Annotated in this window: 13 protein-coding genes; 3 read left to right on the forward strand and 10 right to left on the reverse strand. The window is 38.5% G+C overall.

Features of this window, described 5'->3' with window-relative positions; translation table 11 throughout:
* Positions 1-11 precede the first annotated feature (11 nt).
* The 5 genes from D8M06_RS07870 to D8M06_RS07890 form a co-directional block, all read right to left on the reverse strand.
* Positions 12-1,832: a nucleoside-diphosphate sugar epimerase/dehydratase gene (locus tag D8M06_RS07870; protein ID WP_121203851.1), complete on the reverse strand. Its 1,821-nt coding sequence runs from the start codon at positions 1,830-1,832 to the stop codon at positions 12-14.
* Positions 1,833-1,922: 90 nt separating this feature from the next.
* Entirely contained in the window at positions 1,923-2,690 is a 768-nt protein-coding gene (locus tag D8M06_RS07875) for a tyrosine-protein phosphatase (protein WP_121203852.1), read from the reverse strand.
* A 264-nt stretch (positions 2,691-2,954) separates the two neighbouring features.
* Entirely contained in the window at positions 2,955-3,653 is a 699-nt protein-coding gene (locus tag D8M06_RS07880) for a CpsD/CapB family tyrosine-protein kinase (protein ID WP_121203853.1), read from the reverse strand.
* A complete protein-coding gene (locus D8M06_RS07885) occupies positions 3,631-4,401 on the reverse strand; it encodes a YveK family protein (RefSeq protein WP_121203854.1) in 771 nt (256 codons plus the stop codon). Before D8M06_RS07885 ends, D8M06_RS07880 begins: the two co-directional genes overlap by 23 nt.
* A 777-nt stretch (positions 4,402-5,178) precedes the next feature.
* Entirely contained in the window at positions 5,179-6,015 is an 837-nt protein-coding gene (locus D8M06_RS07890) for a nuclease-related domain-containing protein (RefSeq protein ID WP_147404956.1), read from the reverse strand.
* 508 nt (positions 6,016-6,523) lie between these two features.
* Here D8M06_RS07890 and D8M06_RS07895 point away from each other — a divergent pair.
* A complete protein-coding gene (locus D8M06_RS07895; RefSeq protein WP_158591758.1) occupies positions 6,524-8,413 on the forward strand; it encodes an InlB B-repeat-containing protein in 1,890 nt (629 codons plus the stop codon).
* A gap of 516 nt (positions 8,414-8,929) precedes the next feature.
* Entirely contained in the window at positions 8,930-10,531 is a 1,602-nt protein-coding gene (locus tag D8M06_RS07900) for a phosphotransferase (protein ID WP_121203857.1), read from the forward strand.
* Positions 10,532-10,583: 52 nt separating this feature from the next.
* Here the strand turns inward: D8M06_RS07900 and D8M06_RS07905 are convergent, their stop codons facing one another.
* Genes D8M06_RS07905 through D8M06_RS07915 form a run of 3 tightly spaced genes read right to left on the reverse strand, consistent with a single transcriptional unit; the run spans position 10,584 to position 13,448 of the window.
* Positions 10,584-12,110, reverse strand: coding sequence for a glucosyltransferase domain-containing protein (locus D8M06_RS07905; RefSeq protein ID WP_121203858.1), 1,527 nt, complete (start codon positions 12,108-12,110; stop codon positions 10,584-10,586).
* Positions 12,111-12,114: 4 nt separating this feature from the next.
* Positions 12,115-13,041, reverse strand: coding sequence for a glycosyltransferase family 2 protein (locus D8M06_RS07910; protein WP_121203859.1), 927 nt, complete (start codon positions 13,039-13,041; stop codon positions 12,115-12,117).
* A 14-nt stretch (positions 13,042-13,055) separates the two neighbouring features.
* On the reverse strand, positions 13,056-13,448 hold the full coding sequence (locus tag D8M06_RS07915) for a GtrA family protein (protein WP_241558904.1): 393 nt from the start codon (positions 13,446-13,448) through the stop codon (positions 13,056-13,058).
* 143 nt (positions 13,449-13,591) lie between these two features.
* Between D8M06_RS07915 and D8M06_RS07920 the strand changes: the two genes are divergently transcribed.
* Positions 13,592-16,942, forward strand: a complete 3,351-nt coding sequence (locus D8M06_RS07920; protein ID WP_158591759.1) for a peptidoglycan-binding protein — start codon at positions 13,592-13,594, stop codon at positions 16,940-16,942.
* A gap of 141 nt (positions 16,943-17,083) precedes the next feature.
* Here D8M06_RS07920 and D8M06_RS07925 read toward each other — a convergent pair whose 3' ends face one another.
* Both D8M06_RS07925 and D8M06_RS07930 read right to left on the reverse strand, forming a co-directional pair.
* Positions 17,084-18,211, reverse strand: coding sequence for a CapA family protein (locus D8M06_RS07925; RefSeq protein WP_121203861.1), 1,128 nt, complete (start codon positions 18,209-18,211; stop codon positions 17,084-17,086).
* Between the two features lie 4 nt (positions 18,212-18,215).
* Positions 18,216-19,505, reverse strand: a complete 1,290-nt coding sequence (locus tag D8M06_RS07930; protein ID WP_121203862.1) for a lipopolysaccharide biosynthesis protein — start codon at positions 19,503-19,505, stop codon at positions 18,216-18,218.
* Positions 19,506-19,932 lie beyond the last annotated feature (427 nt).

The raw sequence follows: 19,932 nt of genomic DNA on the forward strand, positions 1-19,932 counted from the left end.
AGTGTTGTAATTTAACTAGTCAACAATTCACGTTCTCTATAAACAATATTCATCAACGCATCTTTCAACTTAACCGAATCCAACTCATCCAAATTACCAATCAACTCTTTAATCATCGTAGAATCAATCTCAACCGTCCGACCAACATAAATCTTCTCATAAACCTCACCAGGAAGAACTTCATTTTCATTGAGTATTTCCTCAAACATCTTCTCTCCAGGACGAATACCAGAGAAAGCAATCGGAATTTCTTCTTCTGTATAACCGGATAGTTTAATCAGATTACGAGCTAAATCCACAATTTTCACTGGTTCTCCCATGTCGAGAACAAAGATTTCACCGCCATTAGCTAACGTCCCTGCCTGAATAACAAGACGTGATGCTTCCGGTATCGTCATAAAATATCTTGTCATATCTGGATGTGTAACAGTAACTGGTCCGCCATTTTCAATCTGTTTCTTAAACAGCGGAATAACACTCCCGCGGCTTCCTAGCACATTACCAAAACGTACGGCAACGAATTTTGTTTTACTGTGCTGTGCCATGTCTTGCACAATCATTTCCGCTACACGTTTCGTCGCACCCATCACATTTGTGGGGTTAACAGCTTTATCCGTCGAAACCATAACAAAGGTCTGAACACCAAAGGTATCTGCAGCTTCTGCGACATTTTTCGTACCGACAATATTGTTTTTCACCGCTTCATGCGGATTATACTCCATCAACGGCACATGTTTATGTGCTGCTGCATGATAAATAATTCTAGGGGTATGTTCTCCTACAATTTGAAAGATACGTTCTCTGTCCTGTACGTCCCCAATAATCGGAACAATTTCAATAGCTGAATCCTTATATTGATTTTTCAATTCCATATCAATGTTATAAATGCTGTACTCCCCATGACCGACTAACAGAATTCGCTCAGGAGTAAATTTCATCAACTGACGACAAATTTCGGAACCAATGGAACCTCCAGCGCCCGTAACCATGACTGTACTACCAGTAACATACTCCGATATCTTATCAATATCCAGTTTGACGGGTTCACGGCCAAGTAAATCTTCTACTTCCACATTTTTCAAATGCTGGACATTGACTTTCCCAGTCATTAAGTCCTCGATTTTCGGAATCATTTTCACTTTCGCATTCGTCTTATTACATTCAGCAACAATCTCATTCAATTCCCCATTCGTTAACGAAGGAATGGCGATAACGATATGCTCGATATTCAAGTTTTCTACGACCGTCGGAATATCTTTAATCGTCCCTTCTACTGGGAGATTGTATAATTGCATCTTTTGTTTATTGAGGTCATCATCCACAAAAGCAACCGGACATAATTCCACATGATTATGCTCATTCTTTAATTGGCGAGCAATCATTGCACCAGCTGCACCTGCACCAACAATTAGGGTACGTTTCTGGTCTTCAGTATTGGTTAAGTATCGATCGCGATAAATGCGCCAAGCAAATCGCGATCCCCCTATAAGGATAATGTGTAATAACCAGGTTACGATTAGCGCGCGACGATACACGGAGAAGTCATTAAAGAGAAACTGCACAACCCCAGTCGCGAAGATTGATAGAGTAATAGCTTTTACAATCGCTACTAATTCCCCAACACTAGCATAGGACCATACTTTGTTATACAGCTTATATAGAAATGCAAAAGTATGATGAAAGAATAAAAGTGCAACTGCGCTAATAATAATAGGTCCTGTTAGAGTCATTTCTGTGCTTGGATAAACAATCCATGTTGCGAGAAATATTGCCGTACTGACAATCGCAGAGTCTAGTAAGATTAATAACGTTAATCTTTTTTTATAGGACATTTACAGCCGACCTTTCTATTTAATCTATAAATCTACTTATGTACCATGAAGGCACAAGAAGTACCTTCATGGGAAGATACTTTTATTTACCTAAAACAACCCCAAAAACTTCTTCTTTTTCTTCACACGAGACGGCTCCACAAAATTCACATTCATGTTATCTACTAATAGCTGACTATTTTCTAGAAACATAAAGTAATAATCACTACCAAACTCATTCTTTATCAAACGAAACGCATCATCCATACAAAAACCTCTAGTCGTTGTATTATGAGCATCCGAAGCAATAAAATGCGTCAAGTTAGCTTCTATTAATTGCTGAGAGAACTTCTGTATGTTCTTCCCAAACTTCCCAACCACACTAGCAGCAGTCACTTGCGTTAATGCACCATTTTTCACAAAGTCATACATCTTAGATGGATGTTCCATAAGCTCCCTATTTCGTTCTGGATGCACAATAATCGGTTTATACCCCGCTACTTGCAAATCAAATAACATTTGCGAGGAATATCGAGGAACATGTCCTGATGGAAACTCGACAAAGATATATTTCGATTCATTTAATGGAAGCAAATCCCCACTGTTTATATCCTCAATCATCTCGCCGTTAATTCTTGTTTCCTGACCCGGCAGAACGGTCAGCGGAATATCCGCATCCTCTAATAGTTCATTTAGGATAGCTACATCTCGTACAATACTAGCTCGGTCATTGTCATATTTTCCATTTCTATGGTGAGGAGTTGCGATTATGGAGGTTATTCCCTGCTTAACAGCTTCGCGAGCCATTTTCAAACTATCATCTTCCGTCTTCGCTCCATCATCTATACCAGGTAAAATGTGCGAATGGATATCGATCAATATAATCACCTTCTCAGCCGATATTTTTTTGAATATTTTATGACTTATTATAACAAAACTAGGCAAGATGTAACAATGTTCTTAAGCCATCTAAATATTTATTTACATCTCTTTTACAGAAAATAGGTAATTAGTCACAAGAAATAGTGTAACAGATTTTAAAAATTTTAACAGTGATTTCTTGTATTTCTCACTAGTAATATCAGGAAGCATTTCCAAAAGAAAAACTCCTCACATGTTTACGTTGCAAGGAGTTCTATCCGGTTAATTCGTGCCGTAATAATAGTAATAGTTAGAGTTCTGCTTTTCACGACCATTCAATACAGTACCTAGAAGTTTTGCCTTCGCAGGTTCTAATGCATCTTTCGCCTTAGTCGCAGCTTCTAATTCTGTATGCTTGCTCTTTACAACCAAGATAGATCCATCTACGATATTCGCAAGTATCTGAGCATCCGTAACAGCTAATACTGGTGGAGTATCAAAAATCACGATATCATACGTCTTCTTCGCTTCTTCAAGAAACTGCTCCATTTTACGAGAAGCTAATAATTCAGATGGATTCGGCGGTATCGGCCCACAAGAAATAACATCCAAGTTCTCCACATCTGTACGGTTTGTTGCTTCATCGATCGTGTTTTCACCAACAAGGATATTGCTTAATCCTCTTAAATTATCCAACCGGAACGTATAATGAACAGTCGGCTTTCTCAAGTCTGCATCAATTAACAACACACGCTTCCCAGATTGTGCATACACAACAGCAAGGTTAGCAACAGTGGTAGACTTCCCTTCACTCGGCCCAGAAGAAGTAACAATCAATGATTGAATCTCATTATCTACCGACGAAAACTGGATATTCGTACGAATGGTACGGTATTGTTCAGAGATAGGTGACTTCGGATTCACTTTCGTAATCAGCTGCCTCATTTTATTCGTTATCTTAGCTGGTCTTTTGCGCGCCATTTAAAGCACCTCTTTTCGCACGTTGTTGCTGTTGCTGGAAAGTAACTTGCCCTTCCATCATTTCACGATCACTCACTTGAGAAATCACACCGATAACAGGTAGTCCAAGTTTCTTCTCCACATCATCTTCCGTAGTAACAGTATTATCAAGATATTCAAGTAAGAAAGCAATACCCACACCAACCATTACACCTAAAACAATCGCAATCGCGATATTAAGAATAGGATTCGGCGCAACCGGAGATGGATTCTCACTTAACTCCGCACGAGTCAAGATACTAACATTATCCACACTCATAATTTCCGGAATATTATTTTGGAACGTTTCTACCGTCGTATTCGCAATCTCAACCGCAGTAGCAGGATTCTCATCCGTCACCGTCACCGTAACCACCTGTGAATCTTGCGCACTCGCTACATTAATCTTCTCACTTAAAGCACCTGTTGTGTATGGCAAATTCAACGTTTCAATTACTTCATCTAATATAGCAGGACTCTTAATAATCACGTTATACGTATTGATCAAACGAATGTTTGTTTGAATATCATTCGACGTCACTTGTGCCGCTGCAGGATCTTGTTCCTTCTGATTCACAATAAACTGGGAACTAGATTCATAGGTGGGTGTTAATAGAAAATAACTAACAACCGCAGCTAAGATAGCAGCACCTAACGTAAGTGATATAATTAAAATCATTCGCTTCTTCAAAACCTCAAATATTTCCTTTAAGGAAATCGTCTCCTCCATGTCTTAACCTCCATGATCATGTATTCTATGTTTGTATAAAATTCATATATAAGTTCATTGGACTTCACAATAAGGAATTATATCATATGATTACACATTGATGTATGTTTTTTTAAAAGTTTTAAAGGAAAATTGTCGATTTATGGGGGTCGAATTGCATTTTACTCTTGCTAAATTACTATGAAGTCAATAATGGAAACGTTTTTATCTTATGTAGTTCAAATGTACTATATATTATTGGGATTAGTGGCAAATATTTCTTAATAAAGGAGACCGTAAGGTTAAATAGAAGAAACAAACCCACACTCCAAAAACACCCCCGCGCGATTCAGACCACTCCTCGGCCGATTCAACCACGAACCCGCGCGAATTAAAGCATCCCCCGACCGATTTAAGTATGCCCACGCACGATTTTAATCCACTCCCGCTCGAATAAAACACAGTGCGCACGATTCAAAACACAAGCGGTGCAAGCACCTTCCACACAACAAGCGCTCGTACACTCAACTGTTATTTAGTATATATAAATAAAAGTGTCAGCTTGTTTTGACAACACACTAACCATAACCACGCCTGTATTAACCCCCTTCTCACTCGATTCTGACGCAAACTCGCGTGTTTCAATCTTCCTCTCGCACGATTCCTACACGGAACCGCGCGTTTCAACGTTCTCCTCGCACGACTTAGCCGAGGCCTCGCGCGATTCTAAACCTCTCCCGCTCCATTCAACCTCACACTCGCTCGTTTCCACGACAACCTCGCGCGAATGCATCATCCCTACTTCATCCACCATCTCCGCTTCGCATCATAAAGCAAGTCTGAATTCTGTAGGATTCGAGTAATCGTGCTTCGAGAGTTAACTTTTAACCATTCCATACATTCTGAATTTCGTATCCGCGGTTTGACGAGGAGCAGGTAATCATCTATCGCTGGCATATGCGCGTTTCGGTATTTCTTCTGGCATTGATGGCAGTACCAGCCACTGTGTGTGCGGGGGATTCCCAGGTATCCACACTCAGGGCAAAACACGCCTTGTTGTAAATCAGATTGATTCAGTTGATGAATATCCATCACATCCAAATCAAATTCGACGCAATTATTTTTGATGGCATAGCAGATTTGTTGATGCTGGAATACGGGGCCATTGGTTAGGAGTTCTTCTTGATGTAAAATTCTCCTTGGCATATCTTCTCCGTGCCCAACGATTTTTGCAACTGCTTCTTCATCGCCTTTCACATGAATACTGGTACTCGGTTCACTAATCGCAACAAAATGATAGATAGGAATACTTGGTAGGGATTGTTCCAGAAGCCATTGTTGGAGTTTGTATTGCTGAAGTTCTACTTGTGTGATGGGGTACATATATCCTCTTTCCGTCTTGCCATCTGCGTGGATGGATTGCTTCAGAATGTGGTCAAAGTTAATCGAGCCATGGTAGCTTTTGACATCAATAATGTAGATTGCATGTGGGGTTATAATGAGGTTATCCATCTGGAAGGTCTGTCCATTTACATTCAAACAAACATCATGAAGTATCGTAAACTTAGACGCCAGCATCCGAAGGTAATAATCCACCTTCTTCTCCCCAGCATACCCTTTCCGCCTCTTCGCCAACTCATACTGCACCTCCGCCCACTTCGGATGCCCCCTCCTCAACCTCCGCGCCAACGCCTCATATTTCCGCAAAACCAAAGGCACCGTTCGATATTTAATCTCCACTCATATCTCCTCCTCTTTTTATTAAGATAATACAAATTAATTATAACTTTTCGTAAAATTTTGTCAAAACACGACTCCATACTCATAAAAATCGTGCGTGGCAGCATGATAATCGAGCAAAGCCTCCCAAAAGTCGCGCCACAATACTCCTAATTCGAGCAAGCAACCCATCACATCGCGCGAGCCCCCTCCCCACGCACGACCTCATTCTATCCCCGCTCGATTTCACACCATCATCACGCGAATTCAACTCCCTCTCGCACGATTCCCCATCACGCATCTCCCCCACCCTCACACGAATCTCACAAACAACAAATACAAGTCCACTAGACTCTTAGCAAATTATGTAAAATCATGTATAATATAGGTAAAATTTAGTATGTATAGAGGGGCTTGTCTGTTCATGAATAGAAAATCTATTATTTTTACATTGTTAGGTGTTTTAACAATTGGTGTGGCCATATTTTTTACTGTACAAGTCGTACAGTCCGAATCACCCACTGATAGTTTCGAGTTAGCCGAAGAGGCGCTGGATAACGAAGAATACGAGAAAAGCGTTGAACTTTTCAAAGAGATACTAAAAGAGGATGCTTCAAACACAGAGGCTCGTATCGGTTTAGCAAGTGCTTATATGGGACTTTCGAAATACGATGATGCAATTGATACTTTAAATGAAGGCATCAGACTAAAACCGAAAGAAACCCAATTCTATTATTTCCTATCATTAGCTTACGAAGGAAAGAGCGATTTACCTGGAGCGATTAATGCGTTTGAAGAAGGTATAGATGCAACAAATGATACAGCACTCACAGAATTATTCGAGCTACTAGAATCTAATCTCGAGATAGCAGTGGAAAGACATTACGTGCAAGCTGGACATAATCGAAACCTTGTCCTAGAGTGGACAAAGAATGATGGATCTGTAATCCCAGTAGAAGCTGAATGGGAAGTTGATGATCCATCCCAAGGGGAACTAGATAATACCACCACCACTTCCGTTACATTTACTGCAGAGGAAACAGGTACAGCAGAAATCACTGCAACAGTTGGCTCAATTACGAAAGAAACCGAACTACATATTGAAGAACAAGTAGTAGAAGAAATGAACGTTACACCTGAAGAAATTGATCCACTTTCTATAGGTCAAGAAATAGCAGTATCCGTAACGGGTGTAGATGCTGATGGCGAAGAGATGGAGATTAACCCAGAATGGGCAACTAGTGAGGATATTGTTAAGTTTTCCGATACGGAAGGTCAGCAAGTTTCAATAGAAACAACTGATGAAGGAATATCTACTATCACTTTAACTTATCAAGAATTAGAAGAAGAGATTAATCTAGTTGTCGAAGGCGAAAATAAACATATCAAAACCGATACAGAGGGACAAGGAACGGTTACGGTCTCCCCTAATGAAACGACTTACACTACTGGAAGCGAGGTAACACTTGAAGCCAATCCCGCTGCAGGTTGGGAATTTGTTCGCTGGGATGGAGATGTAACAGGAACTAATAACCCTCTAAGCATCACGGTTGAGAACAGTATGTCAGTCAAAGCCATTTTCAAAGAAACCGGTCATCATGAACTAACTCTTTCCATCTCAGGTGGAGGTAACATTCTCCGGGATAGTTTAAATTCCACTTATGCAGATAACGAGACAATCACTCTTGTCGCTCAAGCTGATGCTGGTTGGAAGTTTAGCGGATGGAGAGGCAGCGTTAGTGGAAGTAATTCGAGGATTAACGTGTTGATGGATGGGGATAAGGATATTCAGGCTGTGTTTGTGAGGGACGGAGTATCGTATGATAGTTCTGAAAGTGCAGGATCAAACAGTACGTCAAACAACTCGAAAGATAGTAGCAGTAAATCTAATTCTGAATCCAGTTCTAAATCTAAGAAAGATAAAAAAGAAGATACTAAGAATAACGATTCAAGTCCAAAAGACGACTCCAATAATTCAACAGATAAAGAAGATAATAAAGAAAAGGAAGAAATTGAAGAAGAGAAACCTGAACAGTCACCTGATGAAGAAAAGGAAGTACCAGTTTATTCTCTGACTACGGAAGTGAAAGGTAAGGGTATGATTACCGCTTCTCAAACAAGTGCTAAGGAAGGCTCTACAATTAGAGTAGAAGCACACCCAGCAGAAGGAATGATTTTTGCCGGCTGGATAGGTGACCTCCTTGGAAATGCTAAATCTAGAACTATTACGATGAACGGAAATAAAAAAGTGATTGCTATTTTCGAGCCAGACCCCGCTGTAAATAATAATAGCGAAGATTCAACCGACGACTAAGAAAATGGGGCTGGGACATAACTAAAGTGTTTAAATCAGAAAACGAACAATGTGCTAAATAACGGAGGAAATATACGTAGACTCCTTGAAAAAAGAAGACCACTTTTTTCTGCGTGCGATGTTTCACTGCCGAAGCGTTCCTTGTCCTGCGGGAAGAAGAGCATCGGTGATACTGCGTAGTGAGGGAACTACTTGAATACTCTTCCCTGCTCCCTTGCGCCGAGGAAGCCCGCTTCAAAGCATCACTGGAAGACGCAGGCGCACACGCTTTTCAGCACGAAGGAGGCTCACCAGCTCCCCGCGGAAAGCGAAGTATATTTCCGGAGCGGTATTTATGCACCGATTCACCAATCATGTTCGGTTTTTCTTATGAAAAAAACACTTCTGTCTCAGCCTCATTTTTTTACCTTATCTACCTATCACTATGTTCCACCTCCCTTTTGTATCATTACTTGTCCATACCCCAATAGATTCGTATAATAATCATATCTGCACAAAACAAAGGACGTGGATTTTATGGGGAGCGATCTATTAACTCTGGCCAAAGAAGCCCAGAAGAAACATCAATGGAAAAAATCAATAGAATACTTCGAGCAATATCTCCATATACAAAAAGATTCCAGCAATGAAACGGTTTATGCATCCTATGCCAGAAGCCTCAGAATTTCAGGCAGAACTGCAGCTGCTAAAAAAGTGCTGGACGAAGGCAAAAATCAACACGCACAAAGTGAACGTATCTTACTAGAGTATCATAATTTATATGATTTATTAGGAGACTGGGAAGCTGCAAAAAACGTCGCAATAAGCTTAATTAAATTAAATCCAACACATGCGGATTACCACTTTCGACTTGGCCGTAGTTATTCTTTCTTAAAGAAGTACAACAAAGCCAAAAAAACCTATCAAATTGCTTTAAAACATAAACATGGTCTATCATTTGAACAACTTACCGAACAAATTCAAAAAAGGTTTGCTGAAAATGCCCAAGAGGTTCGATCAAACTATGTTTACATAGACGGAAAAAATAATCTAGGAGCTTTTATTCACGAGTATAAAGGAAGGAAATTTTTCACCAAAATCTCTAAATACACGAATAAAAACAACGGGGCTGGACGAGAGGAAAATTTCTATAAAGACATGTGTACTAGCTTCTCACAGCTAAGAAACGTCGTACCAGAATATATCGATTCACTAGTTATTGATAAGATATCCTATATAACGGTAGAAATGATTGATTCTATCGATACGAATTCAATTGCCAAGGAAGATTATCTCATAAATGTAATTAAAGCATCTCAACAAATAACTTCCATTTCTTATGAGCAATTAGATAACTATCCATTACCAAATTACGTGTTCCAATTTAGAAAAGGTCGTGCTATTTCTGTCGTTCACTTTTTCACGCAGATTCATAAAGAAGGTTACAACCAGAAGCTATTTCAAGCCGTGAAAGCCATTATGAAACAGCATCGATATCCAAAAGCAGTACACCAACTTATCGAACGCCTAGAAACTGTAATCATGGATAACGAGTTATATACCTTCATAAATCCAGAAAAGCATTATTCCTTATTGCATGGTGACTTCGCTTTTCAAAATGTGCTGATAAAGAGAGAAAATAGAAATCCTAGCGTTATTGACTGGACATCTCACACAATCGGTCCGCATTTTATTGATATTGCCAGGTACTTCACAAGTATTTTACTCCCTTATTCAGAGGTAAAGCACCTCTATCTGGAAAATGATACGAATAATAAGAATCTCACGATGATTGAAAAGATCTTTTTCCTTTACGCATTAGTCCTCTTTTATTTTCAGAAGCTAGGTCGACAAGGGTTAGAAACAGAATTATCCGATTTTATTTTACCTGCTGTGGAGGATGTAGAAAAATTAGTATTATCATTTGCACAATCTAAAGAGGGGGATCAGATGATTAAGGACAGTGAATTACAACTGAAAGTAAAGGAACTGGAAATCAAGCAACTAAAACAAAAAGTCACGATTCTTGAACAAGAAAGAAAACACCTTCATAAACGACTGAATGACACACTAAACAGTAAGTCATGGCAGCTAACCGCACCATTAAGAATTTTTACAGAAAACAGAAAGAAAAGGTAGTTAAAAAAACTCCACTACATGTTACATGCAGTGGAGTTTTATCCTACATTCTTTATTCACTCAACTTAATAACAACAACATCATCAATAATTACGACAGACTCTTTTGCAGGCCAAGCATTCATCTCTTGAACCAAATCATTCTCCCTCAACTCACTCAACCGGTCCTGATTCACGAAACTAAAGTTTTCACCAAAAAAAGTAGCCCACATTCCAGTGAAATGATATGGTGCACTCAAAAAGGTCTCACCTATTACGCCAGTCATGCCTGGAATATTTTCACGTACCTTATTCGATGAGAGATTGGTCTCTACATGATGATATCCTAGGATAGCTACTTGAGACACATTATCATAACCTTCCAACTGCTCGATTCTGTCTAGTAATCGATTCATGAACGCGTAGGATTTTTCATAGCGCAGTTCCATATTAAAATAAGATATATTGCTGATGATAGCAAAGTTAAAAACAATTAAAAACAGCAGAACTACCGCGCTCCATGAAAAGACTTTCACAGATAAAACCGGTTCCTGCAATCTGTCATAGATAATGATAGGAAATATATAAAGGAATGCCAAGGCTAAAACCATTAACATATGATAACTCACACCAGGTGAAACAAAATAAAGAACAAACGCAGCAACTGGCAATAATAAACCAGCTAGGATAATCGAAACCGTTTTTAAAAGGGATAAATGTTGTATATTTCTTATTATCGCTACAATCACCGCAATTAAAATTAAAATGGCTAAAAAGATATTTAGTATTTCAAACAAGTTTATTGGCATATCCGATACAAAACCTCTGCCAAAAAAGTCGAGAAATCTGTTTACTATCTTTTTTAATTGCTCCGGAATCATACTTATTTCAAAACCAACACTATTCAATCCCTGGTAATCAACAATCCCCCTGGTGTTTTGATAGGATTTAAATAATAAGACATACAGAAGCATTCCAATAGAAATCATGATGACATATTGGATGAACAATTGAAGAGTCTCTTTTACATTTTGTTTAAATAGTAATTCAATAATAAGCCATACTAAAACTGCTGTAAGTACAATTGGCAAGTTTGCTTGATAAATGCCAACACTTATAAATAAAAGAAAGGATGAAGGCAAAAATCCTAACTTAAACTTCTTCGTAACCACTAAAGACAAAATAGCCAATAATAACCCTGCCATGTAGCCATCTGCTGTATACATATAAGCAAAAGTAGAAGCAATGGTTGGGAAAGTAACCATAATCCCAGCAACTAGGACAATGGATGGGGTTTTCTTTAACTTATAAAATTCCGTAAGCGCAACTACTGTTAAGGCAATATAAAAGATAGATAGCAAACCATTTATCCATGGCAAATTAAAAAAAGAACTAATCCCACTAAAAGGGGCGAGAAAAAATCGTCCGGAGGATAAATGATTCTGGGGATGATGCATATTATTAATTCCATCATGATTAAGTAACATATTGGTGAACACGTACATATGAGTTAGGAAACCAATAATTACCGTGCTAAGGAAGGCAATTTTCCATTCTCTTTTTACCATGCTCTTTAATTTAGAAAAAAACTGTTCTGGCATTTACTTACTCCTTTACCCTTTTTTCTTGAATCAAATAGTGTGGTCTGTCTTTTATTTCACAATAAATTCGCCCAATATATTCTCCGATAATTCCTAAAAACAGTAACTGTACTCCACCAAGGATGATAATCGCTGAGATAGTAGTAAAATAACCAGGTGTTTCAATGCCATGTAAAAAATAATTGATTAGTGTTAGAAATATGTAGATAAAACCAGCTATCGTGATATACGTGCCTCCATGAATAGCAACTCTTAATGGTTTCGTGTTAAAAGATAAAACACCATCGATTCCATAATTGAGCAGGCTCTTGAAACTCCACTTTCCATTTCCATCCATACGAACCTGATTATCATATTCAATCAACTTTTCATGAAAACCGATCCAGGCAAATAGGCCCTTCGAGAAACGATTGTATTCGCTCATCTTTAAGACTGCATTTAATGCTCGTCTACTTAATAATCGAAAATCTCCTACCCCATTCGTTATAGAGATTTCCACCAGTTGATTGGCTACTTTGTAATAAAGGTTCGTTAAGTGTCGTCTCCAAAAGCCTTCCCCTTTTCGATTCCTTTTTCCAATAACTTGGTCATATCCCTCTTCATAATACTTCCACATAATTGGAATTAATGATGGTGGATGTTGTAAATCAACATCCATCAAGATTACTGCGTCCCCTGTTGCATAATGAAATCCAGCAAGAATAGCAGACTCTTTTCCAAAATTCCTGCTAAAGGAAATAAAATTAACATTCTCATCATGATTCGCTAAATCACGAAGAATGGAAAGTGTCTGATCCTTACTGCCATCATCAATAAAAACAAACTCTATTTCAGCTTGAATTTCTTTTACATACTTTTGTGTTTCTTGATAAAAATCGTATACATTTTCTTGTTCGTTATAGCATGGAACAACGATGCTTAACTTTTTCAACGCAACATGCTCCTTTATGATTTTAAGATTTTTCGTGAAATGACAAAAGTAAACGGTATAGCCATACCCGCAGCCAATAATGGTGCGATTTTATTATCCAAACCTACCCACTCTCTAAAGATATAAAGTGCACTAGTGGAAACAGCAATATTAACAAGATAGGTTAATGGAAATTGGAAAAACTTCTTCCAACTTGGCTTGGAACGGTACGTAAAATAGGTATTTAAATAAAATGACCCAATCATACTAATCACAAAAGCCATCCAATGACCTATCAGATAGTAAATTGCCAATGGTTCCGTGAATAGCAAATACCACGCATAATAATGAATCGTATTAAAAAAACCGACTAAAACAAATTTAATCGATTCGGTCCTAAAAATAGTTTGCATAGATTCTCGTTTCATCTCTCTTCGTTCTATTGTCTAACCGACAACTACTCTAGACATTATCGTCTAAAGTAATAAAATTCATACCATCACTATTTAGAGAATGAACAAATCAAAACTGCTAAAACTAACCTTTAACAATACGTTTTAGGAGTGGCATGATGCAGCAGTTATTTGTTAACCATTCAATAGAAGAAAAACATCATAAGATTGTAGTTACTTTATATATTGATAAACGGTATGGTTACGAAGAATTTGGCGAAGAGTTTTTGGCAAAAGGAAAGAAATGGATTCTTGAAAATGAAGCACGAAAGTACGTTTCTACTCATTTACCGAATGTGAAGGGCGGTATTGTTAAGATTGCGTTTGGTACCATGATTCTTGCAGCTCTCCCCATTCATACCTCCGTCTCTGCAGAAGAAGCAAATAACATACCAAATGACGTGATAATCTATACCGTTCAACCGGGAGATACTTTAACTCATATTGCTAGTGAGTATAAACTAAACATTGATGAACTTAAACAAATTAATGGGCTTACAAGTGATGCAATTTATGCTAATCAAGATTTAATCATCCCTACTGATAATCCGGTGATTCCAGAGCAACCAACCATAGAGACAAACCCAGAAGATACTTCTCTTCCAGAAATAGAAGTAAAACAAGAGATTGCTAAAGAATCCATTGACAATGATATGGGAAGCTACACAGTGAAACCCGGTGATACATTAACTTCCATATCCAACAAGTTCGATGTAGATATAAACCAAATGAAAGCAGCAAATGACTTAACAGCTGATACTATTTTTATCAATCAAGTACTTAAGATTCCCGGTAAGGACGAACAAGGTACAACTCGTGTGGAAGAAACGAAAGATCAATCATCTACAGTCATTCTTGCACCTGGCACATCCAATCCAGATGTTAAGAAGATGAAATTAAATCTAGCCAAGCTCGGGTTTATCGTTTCCAACAATCCGAACAACGACTTTGGACCAAAAACGGAAAGTACGGTTAAAGACTTTCAGGCAGCTTATGGACTCCAACCTACAGGTGTTGCGGATGCGGAAACACTGAGTAAATTAGATGCGTTATCGTCTGCTTCTATCGTTTTAGCAAATGGGGTTTCCCATCCGGACGTGAAGCAACTCAAACTAGATTTGGCTAGACTTGGTTATATCGTGTCGAACAACCCAAATAATGACTATGGTCCGAAAACAGAAAGTACAGTGAAGGAATTCCAATCTGCCAATGGACTAAAAACGACAGGTGTTGCGGACACTAAAACGTTAAACAAAATAGAGGAACTATTGACCACTTCTACCGTGTTCGCAAACGGTGATTCCCATCCAGATGTTAAAAAACTGAAATTAAATTTGGCCAAACTCGGATTTATTGTATCCAACAACCCAAACAACGACTTTGGACCGAAAACGGAAAGTACGGTTAAAGACTTTCAATCCGCTTATGGGTTAAAAGCAACCGGAGTAGCAGATGCGAATACCATAAATAAAGTTGAGGAATTGCTAGCATCTTCTACTGTTTTAAGTAATGGTGTTTCTCATCCTGATGTTAAACAACTCAAATTAAAACTTGCCAAACTTGGTTTTACTGTTTCTAATAATCCGAATAATGACTACGGGCCGAAAACAGAAAGTACGGTAAAAGATTTTCAATCTGCTTATGGACTGCATCCTACTGGAGTGGCAGATGCAATAACACTGAATAAATTAGATGAATTATTAACGGGAACAACCGTTTTAGCAAACGGCATTTCCCATCCAGATGTCAAACAAATGAAAATAAATCTAGCTAAGCTTGGTTTTATCGTATCCAATAATCCGAATAATGACTTTGGACCAAAAACAGAAGAACAAGTTAAAAAGTTCCAAAGAAAATACGGACTTTCCGTTACTGGAATTGCCGATGCGAAGACGTTAGATACACTGGAAAAAATCGTCAAAGGAGAACATGGTGATTCGAACGAAGAAGAAACGATTCTTTTAAAAGAAGGCGTCAAACACAAAAAAGTTATTCAACTAAAATTAGACCTAGAAAAAGCCGGATTTAAAGTATCCGATAACCCGAATACAAGCTATGGCCCAATTACCACTCATACGGTCAAAGAATTTCAGCGTGCGTACAATTTGACTGCGGACGGTATAGCTGGTGAAGCAACGTTAAAGAAATTAGAAGAAGTAATTAGTCAAACGATTCCCTCTCCATTCAACCGAGTGATGAAGCAAGAGGATAGCGGAAATGACGTTAAACTATTGCAAACCTATTTGAATGATGTAGGTTTCAAAGTCGTTAATGTACCTACTAATTACTATGGAACATTAACCGAAAATAAAGTAAAAGAGTTCCAGCAACAAAATGGTCTGCCGATAACAGGTATCGCTGACGCACGAACCTTACAACAATTAGTAACTGCAAGAGCTGGCATCAAGGAAAATATCAATAGTTTTTTCATTACTGGAAGAGGATATGGACATGCTGTAGGTATGACGCAACACGGTGCTTACGGTATGGCAAGTGAAGGATACGCTTACGATGAAATCTTAAGTTATTATTACACGGGAACAGGAATCGGTGTACGAGATACGAGTAATCAAAATATCCGTGTCTTATTAGCGGAAGGGTTGGATAAGCTCACTATTTCCAGTAACCAAGCCTACCAGGTTGGTGATAGGGAATTCTTGCCAAACACGAAAACAACGATCATATATAAAGATGGGAAGTACACCTTAGAAAATAGCGGGAGAACGTATGAACTTACGAAAGCTTTCCAGGTTTCTTCATCAAATGACGGCCTTCTTATCTTTAATAATAAATACTATGAAGGGAATTTCTCTGTTTCTACATCCAAAGATAAACTAGATCTTGTCAACCATTTAAATATTGAAAACTACTTAAAAGGGGTAGTTCCATACGAGATTATTCCAAGCTGGAACAATCTAGATTTATTTAAAGTGCAGACTTTAGCTGCAAGAACGTATGCTTTAAAACAAATTAATCCCAACAAGAAATTTGATGTCTATGATACAACGAGGTCACAGGTTTATAATGGGATTCCACAAGCAATTCCAGAGCAATATGTCAGAAACATAAACCAAGCTATTTCAGCTACCAAAGGAGAAGTTATTCTTTATAATGGAGCACTGATTGATGCAGTATATTCTGCATCTGCAGGTGGACAAACGGTAGATGCGGTAGATGTTTGGGGCAACAACGTACCCTACTTAATAGGGAAGGAAGATCCATATGACAGATCCAAATATGCAAGTAATTGGTGGAGTTACACCATCACCAAGCAACAACTACAAAGTTTATATCCAGAAGTTGGGAAAATCATTAATGTCACTGTTACCGAAACAAAATATAATCGACCCACCAAGATCAGAATAAGTGGAGAAACAAAAGAAATAACCGTTACAGGATCCGAATTTAGAAACAAACTCGGAACCAACCATATGCAATCCGCCACATTCACCATCGAAGGCATACAATAACACAAGTGGTGCCAACTTAAGAGGTGCCTGGCACTTCCCGGATTTTGTCGAATACTCCATTGTAGCTTTACCCTATGGCGGACAAGGGTTTGCGACGTTCGCCTTATTATCAAAAAATGCGAACAGTGCCAGGCACCTTACTTATTTCTTGCTTAAAACCTCTAGTGCATGTCTAGCTGCGTAATAATACGATTCGTTTCTCAAATAATGTAAGAGTTGTATTTCTTTTTTATCCACTCTGTTTCTTCCCAGCCTTTTTCGAATGAAATTCTTTATAGTGGACTTCCAACTCCGCTCTAACGGAAATGGTAATAAGGAGTCCGAAAGCTTCCCTTTTATGCGATTATGGAAGATATCTAGAGACATTTGTTCAAGTAAGTCCTCATATTCTTGATCCAACGATGCATTCAAGTGCTCCAGATTAATTTGTTTTTCGGGTGATGATAACTGTACTTTTCCGTCCTGCTTCTGATGAAATACTGGCTCAAACTTAATAGGTCTGTCTTTATTCAAATCCAGTATGACTGAGTATGAACGGTCCTCTTTTTCCTTAAAATTAGCCGAATCAAAATAAAAATTACCTAAACTATAGAATATTAACGAATCACGGTAGTATTCATATCCTTGTGGAACATGAGGGTGGGAGCCAACCACTATATCTGCGCCAAGATGACAAAAATGTTTATATCTGTGTCGCCATTCTTTTTGGGGGATAGAGTAATGTTCTAATCCAGCATGCGCTAACACGATAACAAAATCGCAAACATTTTTTAACTCTAGAATCATCTCATCTATACGGTCATGATTAATCCAGGCATACCCAGGTTGATTCGACTTTGAATGGTAATCCAATACACCAAATTGAGCTTCACATGCATTTATAAACCCTATTTTCAGATCACGTATCGTTGTTACCAAAGGTTGATACGCTTCTTCCAATGTTTTCCCTGCACCAACCGTCTTAATTTCAGCTCGCTCTGCTTCTTCTATGGTAGCTAATAAGCCCTGCTCTCCATAATCCATCATATGATTATTAGCTAGACATAATAAATCAAATCCTTGCTTCTTCAACCCATCAATTGTTGACTTTCTTTGAAAATGATGAGGACCAATTTTCCTTATTGGCTCACCAACTCCTTCGATTGGCGCTTCCAAATTCCCAATGGAGAAGTCAACTTTTCTTATCTTGTCCGCTAACAGATCGGAACAAATCATTCCATTAGCATTCTCATAATTAACGATATCTCCACAGACAAATAACGTAGGCACCCTGCTATTCCTCCCCTACTGGTTTAAAACCCTTACTTTTATGGATTGTTAACACGATTAAAAGGATATTTAAAATTGCACCAGAAACTCCGAATAAGGCAATAGCTACGAGGTCACTTGAAAATACATAATACCCAATTGCTAAGAGGATGGTTCGAGTGCTCAGGGTGATAACCGTAAATTTCAAATGAAAAGACTGAGCAGACATAACCGGTAAAGCTTTCACACTTGGTTGATTCATAAACATAAAGTATATCCATAAGGCAATCCAACGTGCATATTCCCCTGCTTTCACCCATTCTAAACCAAAAACCAGTCCATAAAGCCATGGACCAAAAAGAATCACTAAACCATAGGGAAGGATTCCTACCGCCCCTAATGCAAGAGTAGCTTTTTTTATTAACTGCGTCATATTTTCTTTATGATTCGCTGCTTCTGCAATTCTAGGATAAAATACATCCCCTACAGATTTCCCTATTAGTTGTGAAGGCACACCAAGTACGGTCCTTCCAATAGAGTAAAATCCAGCCGCTGCAGGTCCAAAAAACGTTGTTAATAAAAGGATAGGTAAGCTCTGAGAAACTGCATTTAGAAAAACTTGCGGAGCTCTAAACATGGGAAAATCCCGATATTTCTTAGCAAGTTCTTTGATAGGTACACTCACCGATTCTGCGATAACCGAACGAAAGGAGTATTTAGCATAAACCAACATCAATGATGCCATTAATCCTTGTGAAATCGCTGAAAAAATAATCAATACCCCTGCAACAGGGTGGAAAAAGCCAAATCCCACTTTTCCACCATTAACAATAATGGACTGCGTAAATGTTGCCTTAGCTGAGACACCAAACTGTTTCTTCCGAATGAACCACTGCTCTACCACCTGTAAATAACCAGCAAGTAATACAACAATCGGAATCAAATACAAATAAGGTGCAATTTCTTCAATCCCAAATAATGTGACAATTTGCTGGCTGAAGATGATTAGTAGTAATGCTACAAATAAGGTGATGACACCAGAAATGGCTAAAGAAAGCTTCACTAATCCCTTTGCATCGCTATCACTTTTGGGAAGTACGATAGCCATTGGGTAGGTTAATGCCGCAATAGGAGTAATAATAAAGACAATTGCAGTAAAAGTCCCCATCAACCCATAAGCTTCTGGTCCAAAGAGTCTCGTAACAATCGGGGACAAAGCCATGGTCACTATTTGTGCCGCAGCCGTTCCCGAGGACAATATAAAAACATTCCGTATAAAAGGCTGTTTCACGAGTCTTTCCATTTTATTTCTCATATGTATATTCCTTTTCTAACCTAAACTACTAGTAATTATGCCCTTTATACCTACATTTAGACTATAGGGAAATGGTAAAAGAATTTTGAATAAAAAAAGCCACAGGATATTCTAACGGGTTCAGTTTTGCGAGGGAAAGATGTTAAGAACAGTAGAGATAACACAATAATTTGCCTATGTTTTGAATCTCTTTTCCGATTATATATAGCAAACGAAAAGAGGGTTGGTATAAATTTAGTGCACATTTACCGCTACGGAAAATACACTACGCTTTCCGCGGGCGCTGCTGAGCCTACTCCGAGCTGTCGCTCTCCATAGTCTCACCTAGGCTTTTCTTCCCGCAGGAGTCTCCGCGTATTTCCTCCGCTAATCAGTATTATTAATCAGAAAACCAGATATAGCGAAAGCAGAATACGGATACTCCTTG

Origin of the sequence: Oceanobacillus halophilus, assembly GCF_003628505.1 — a bacterium.
GTDB classification, from domain to species: domain Bacteria; phylum Bacillota; class Bacilli; order Bacillales; family Amphibacillaceae; genus Oceanobacillus; species Oceanobacillus halophilus.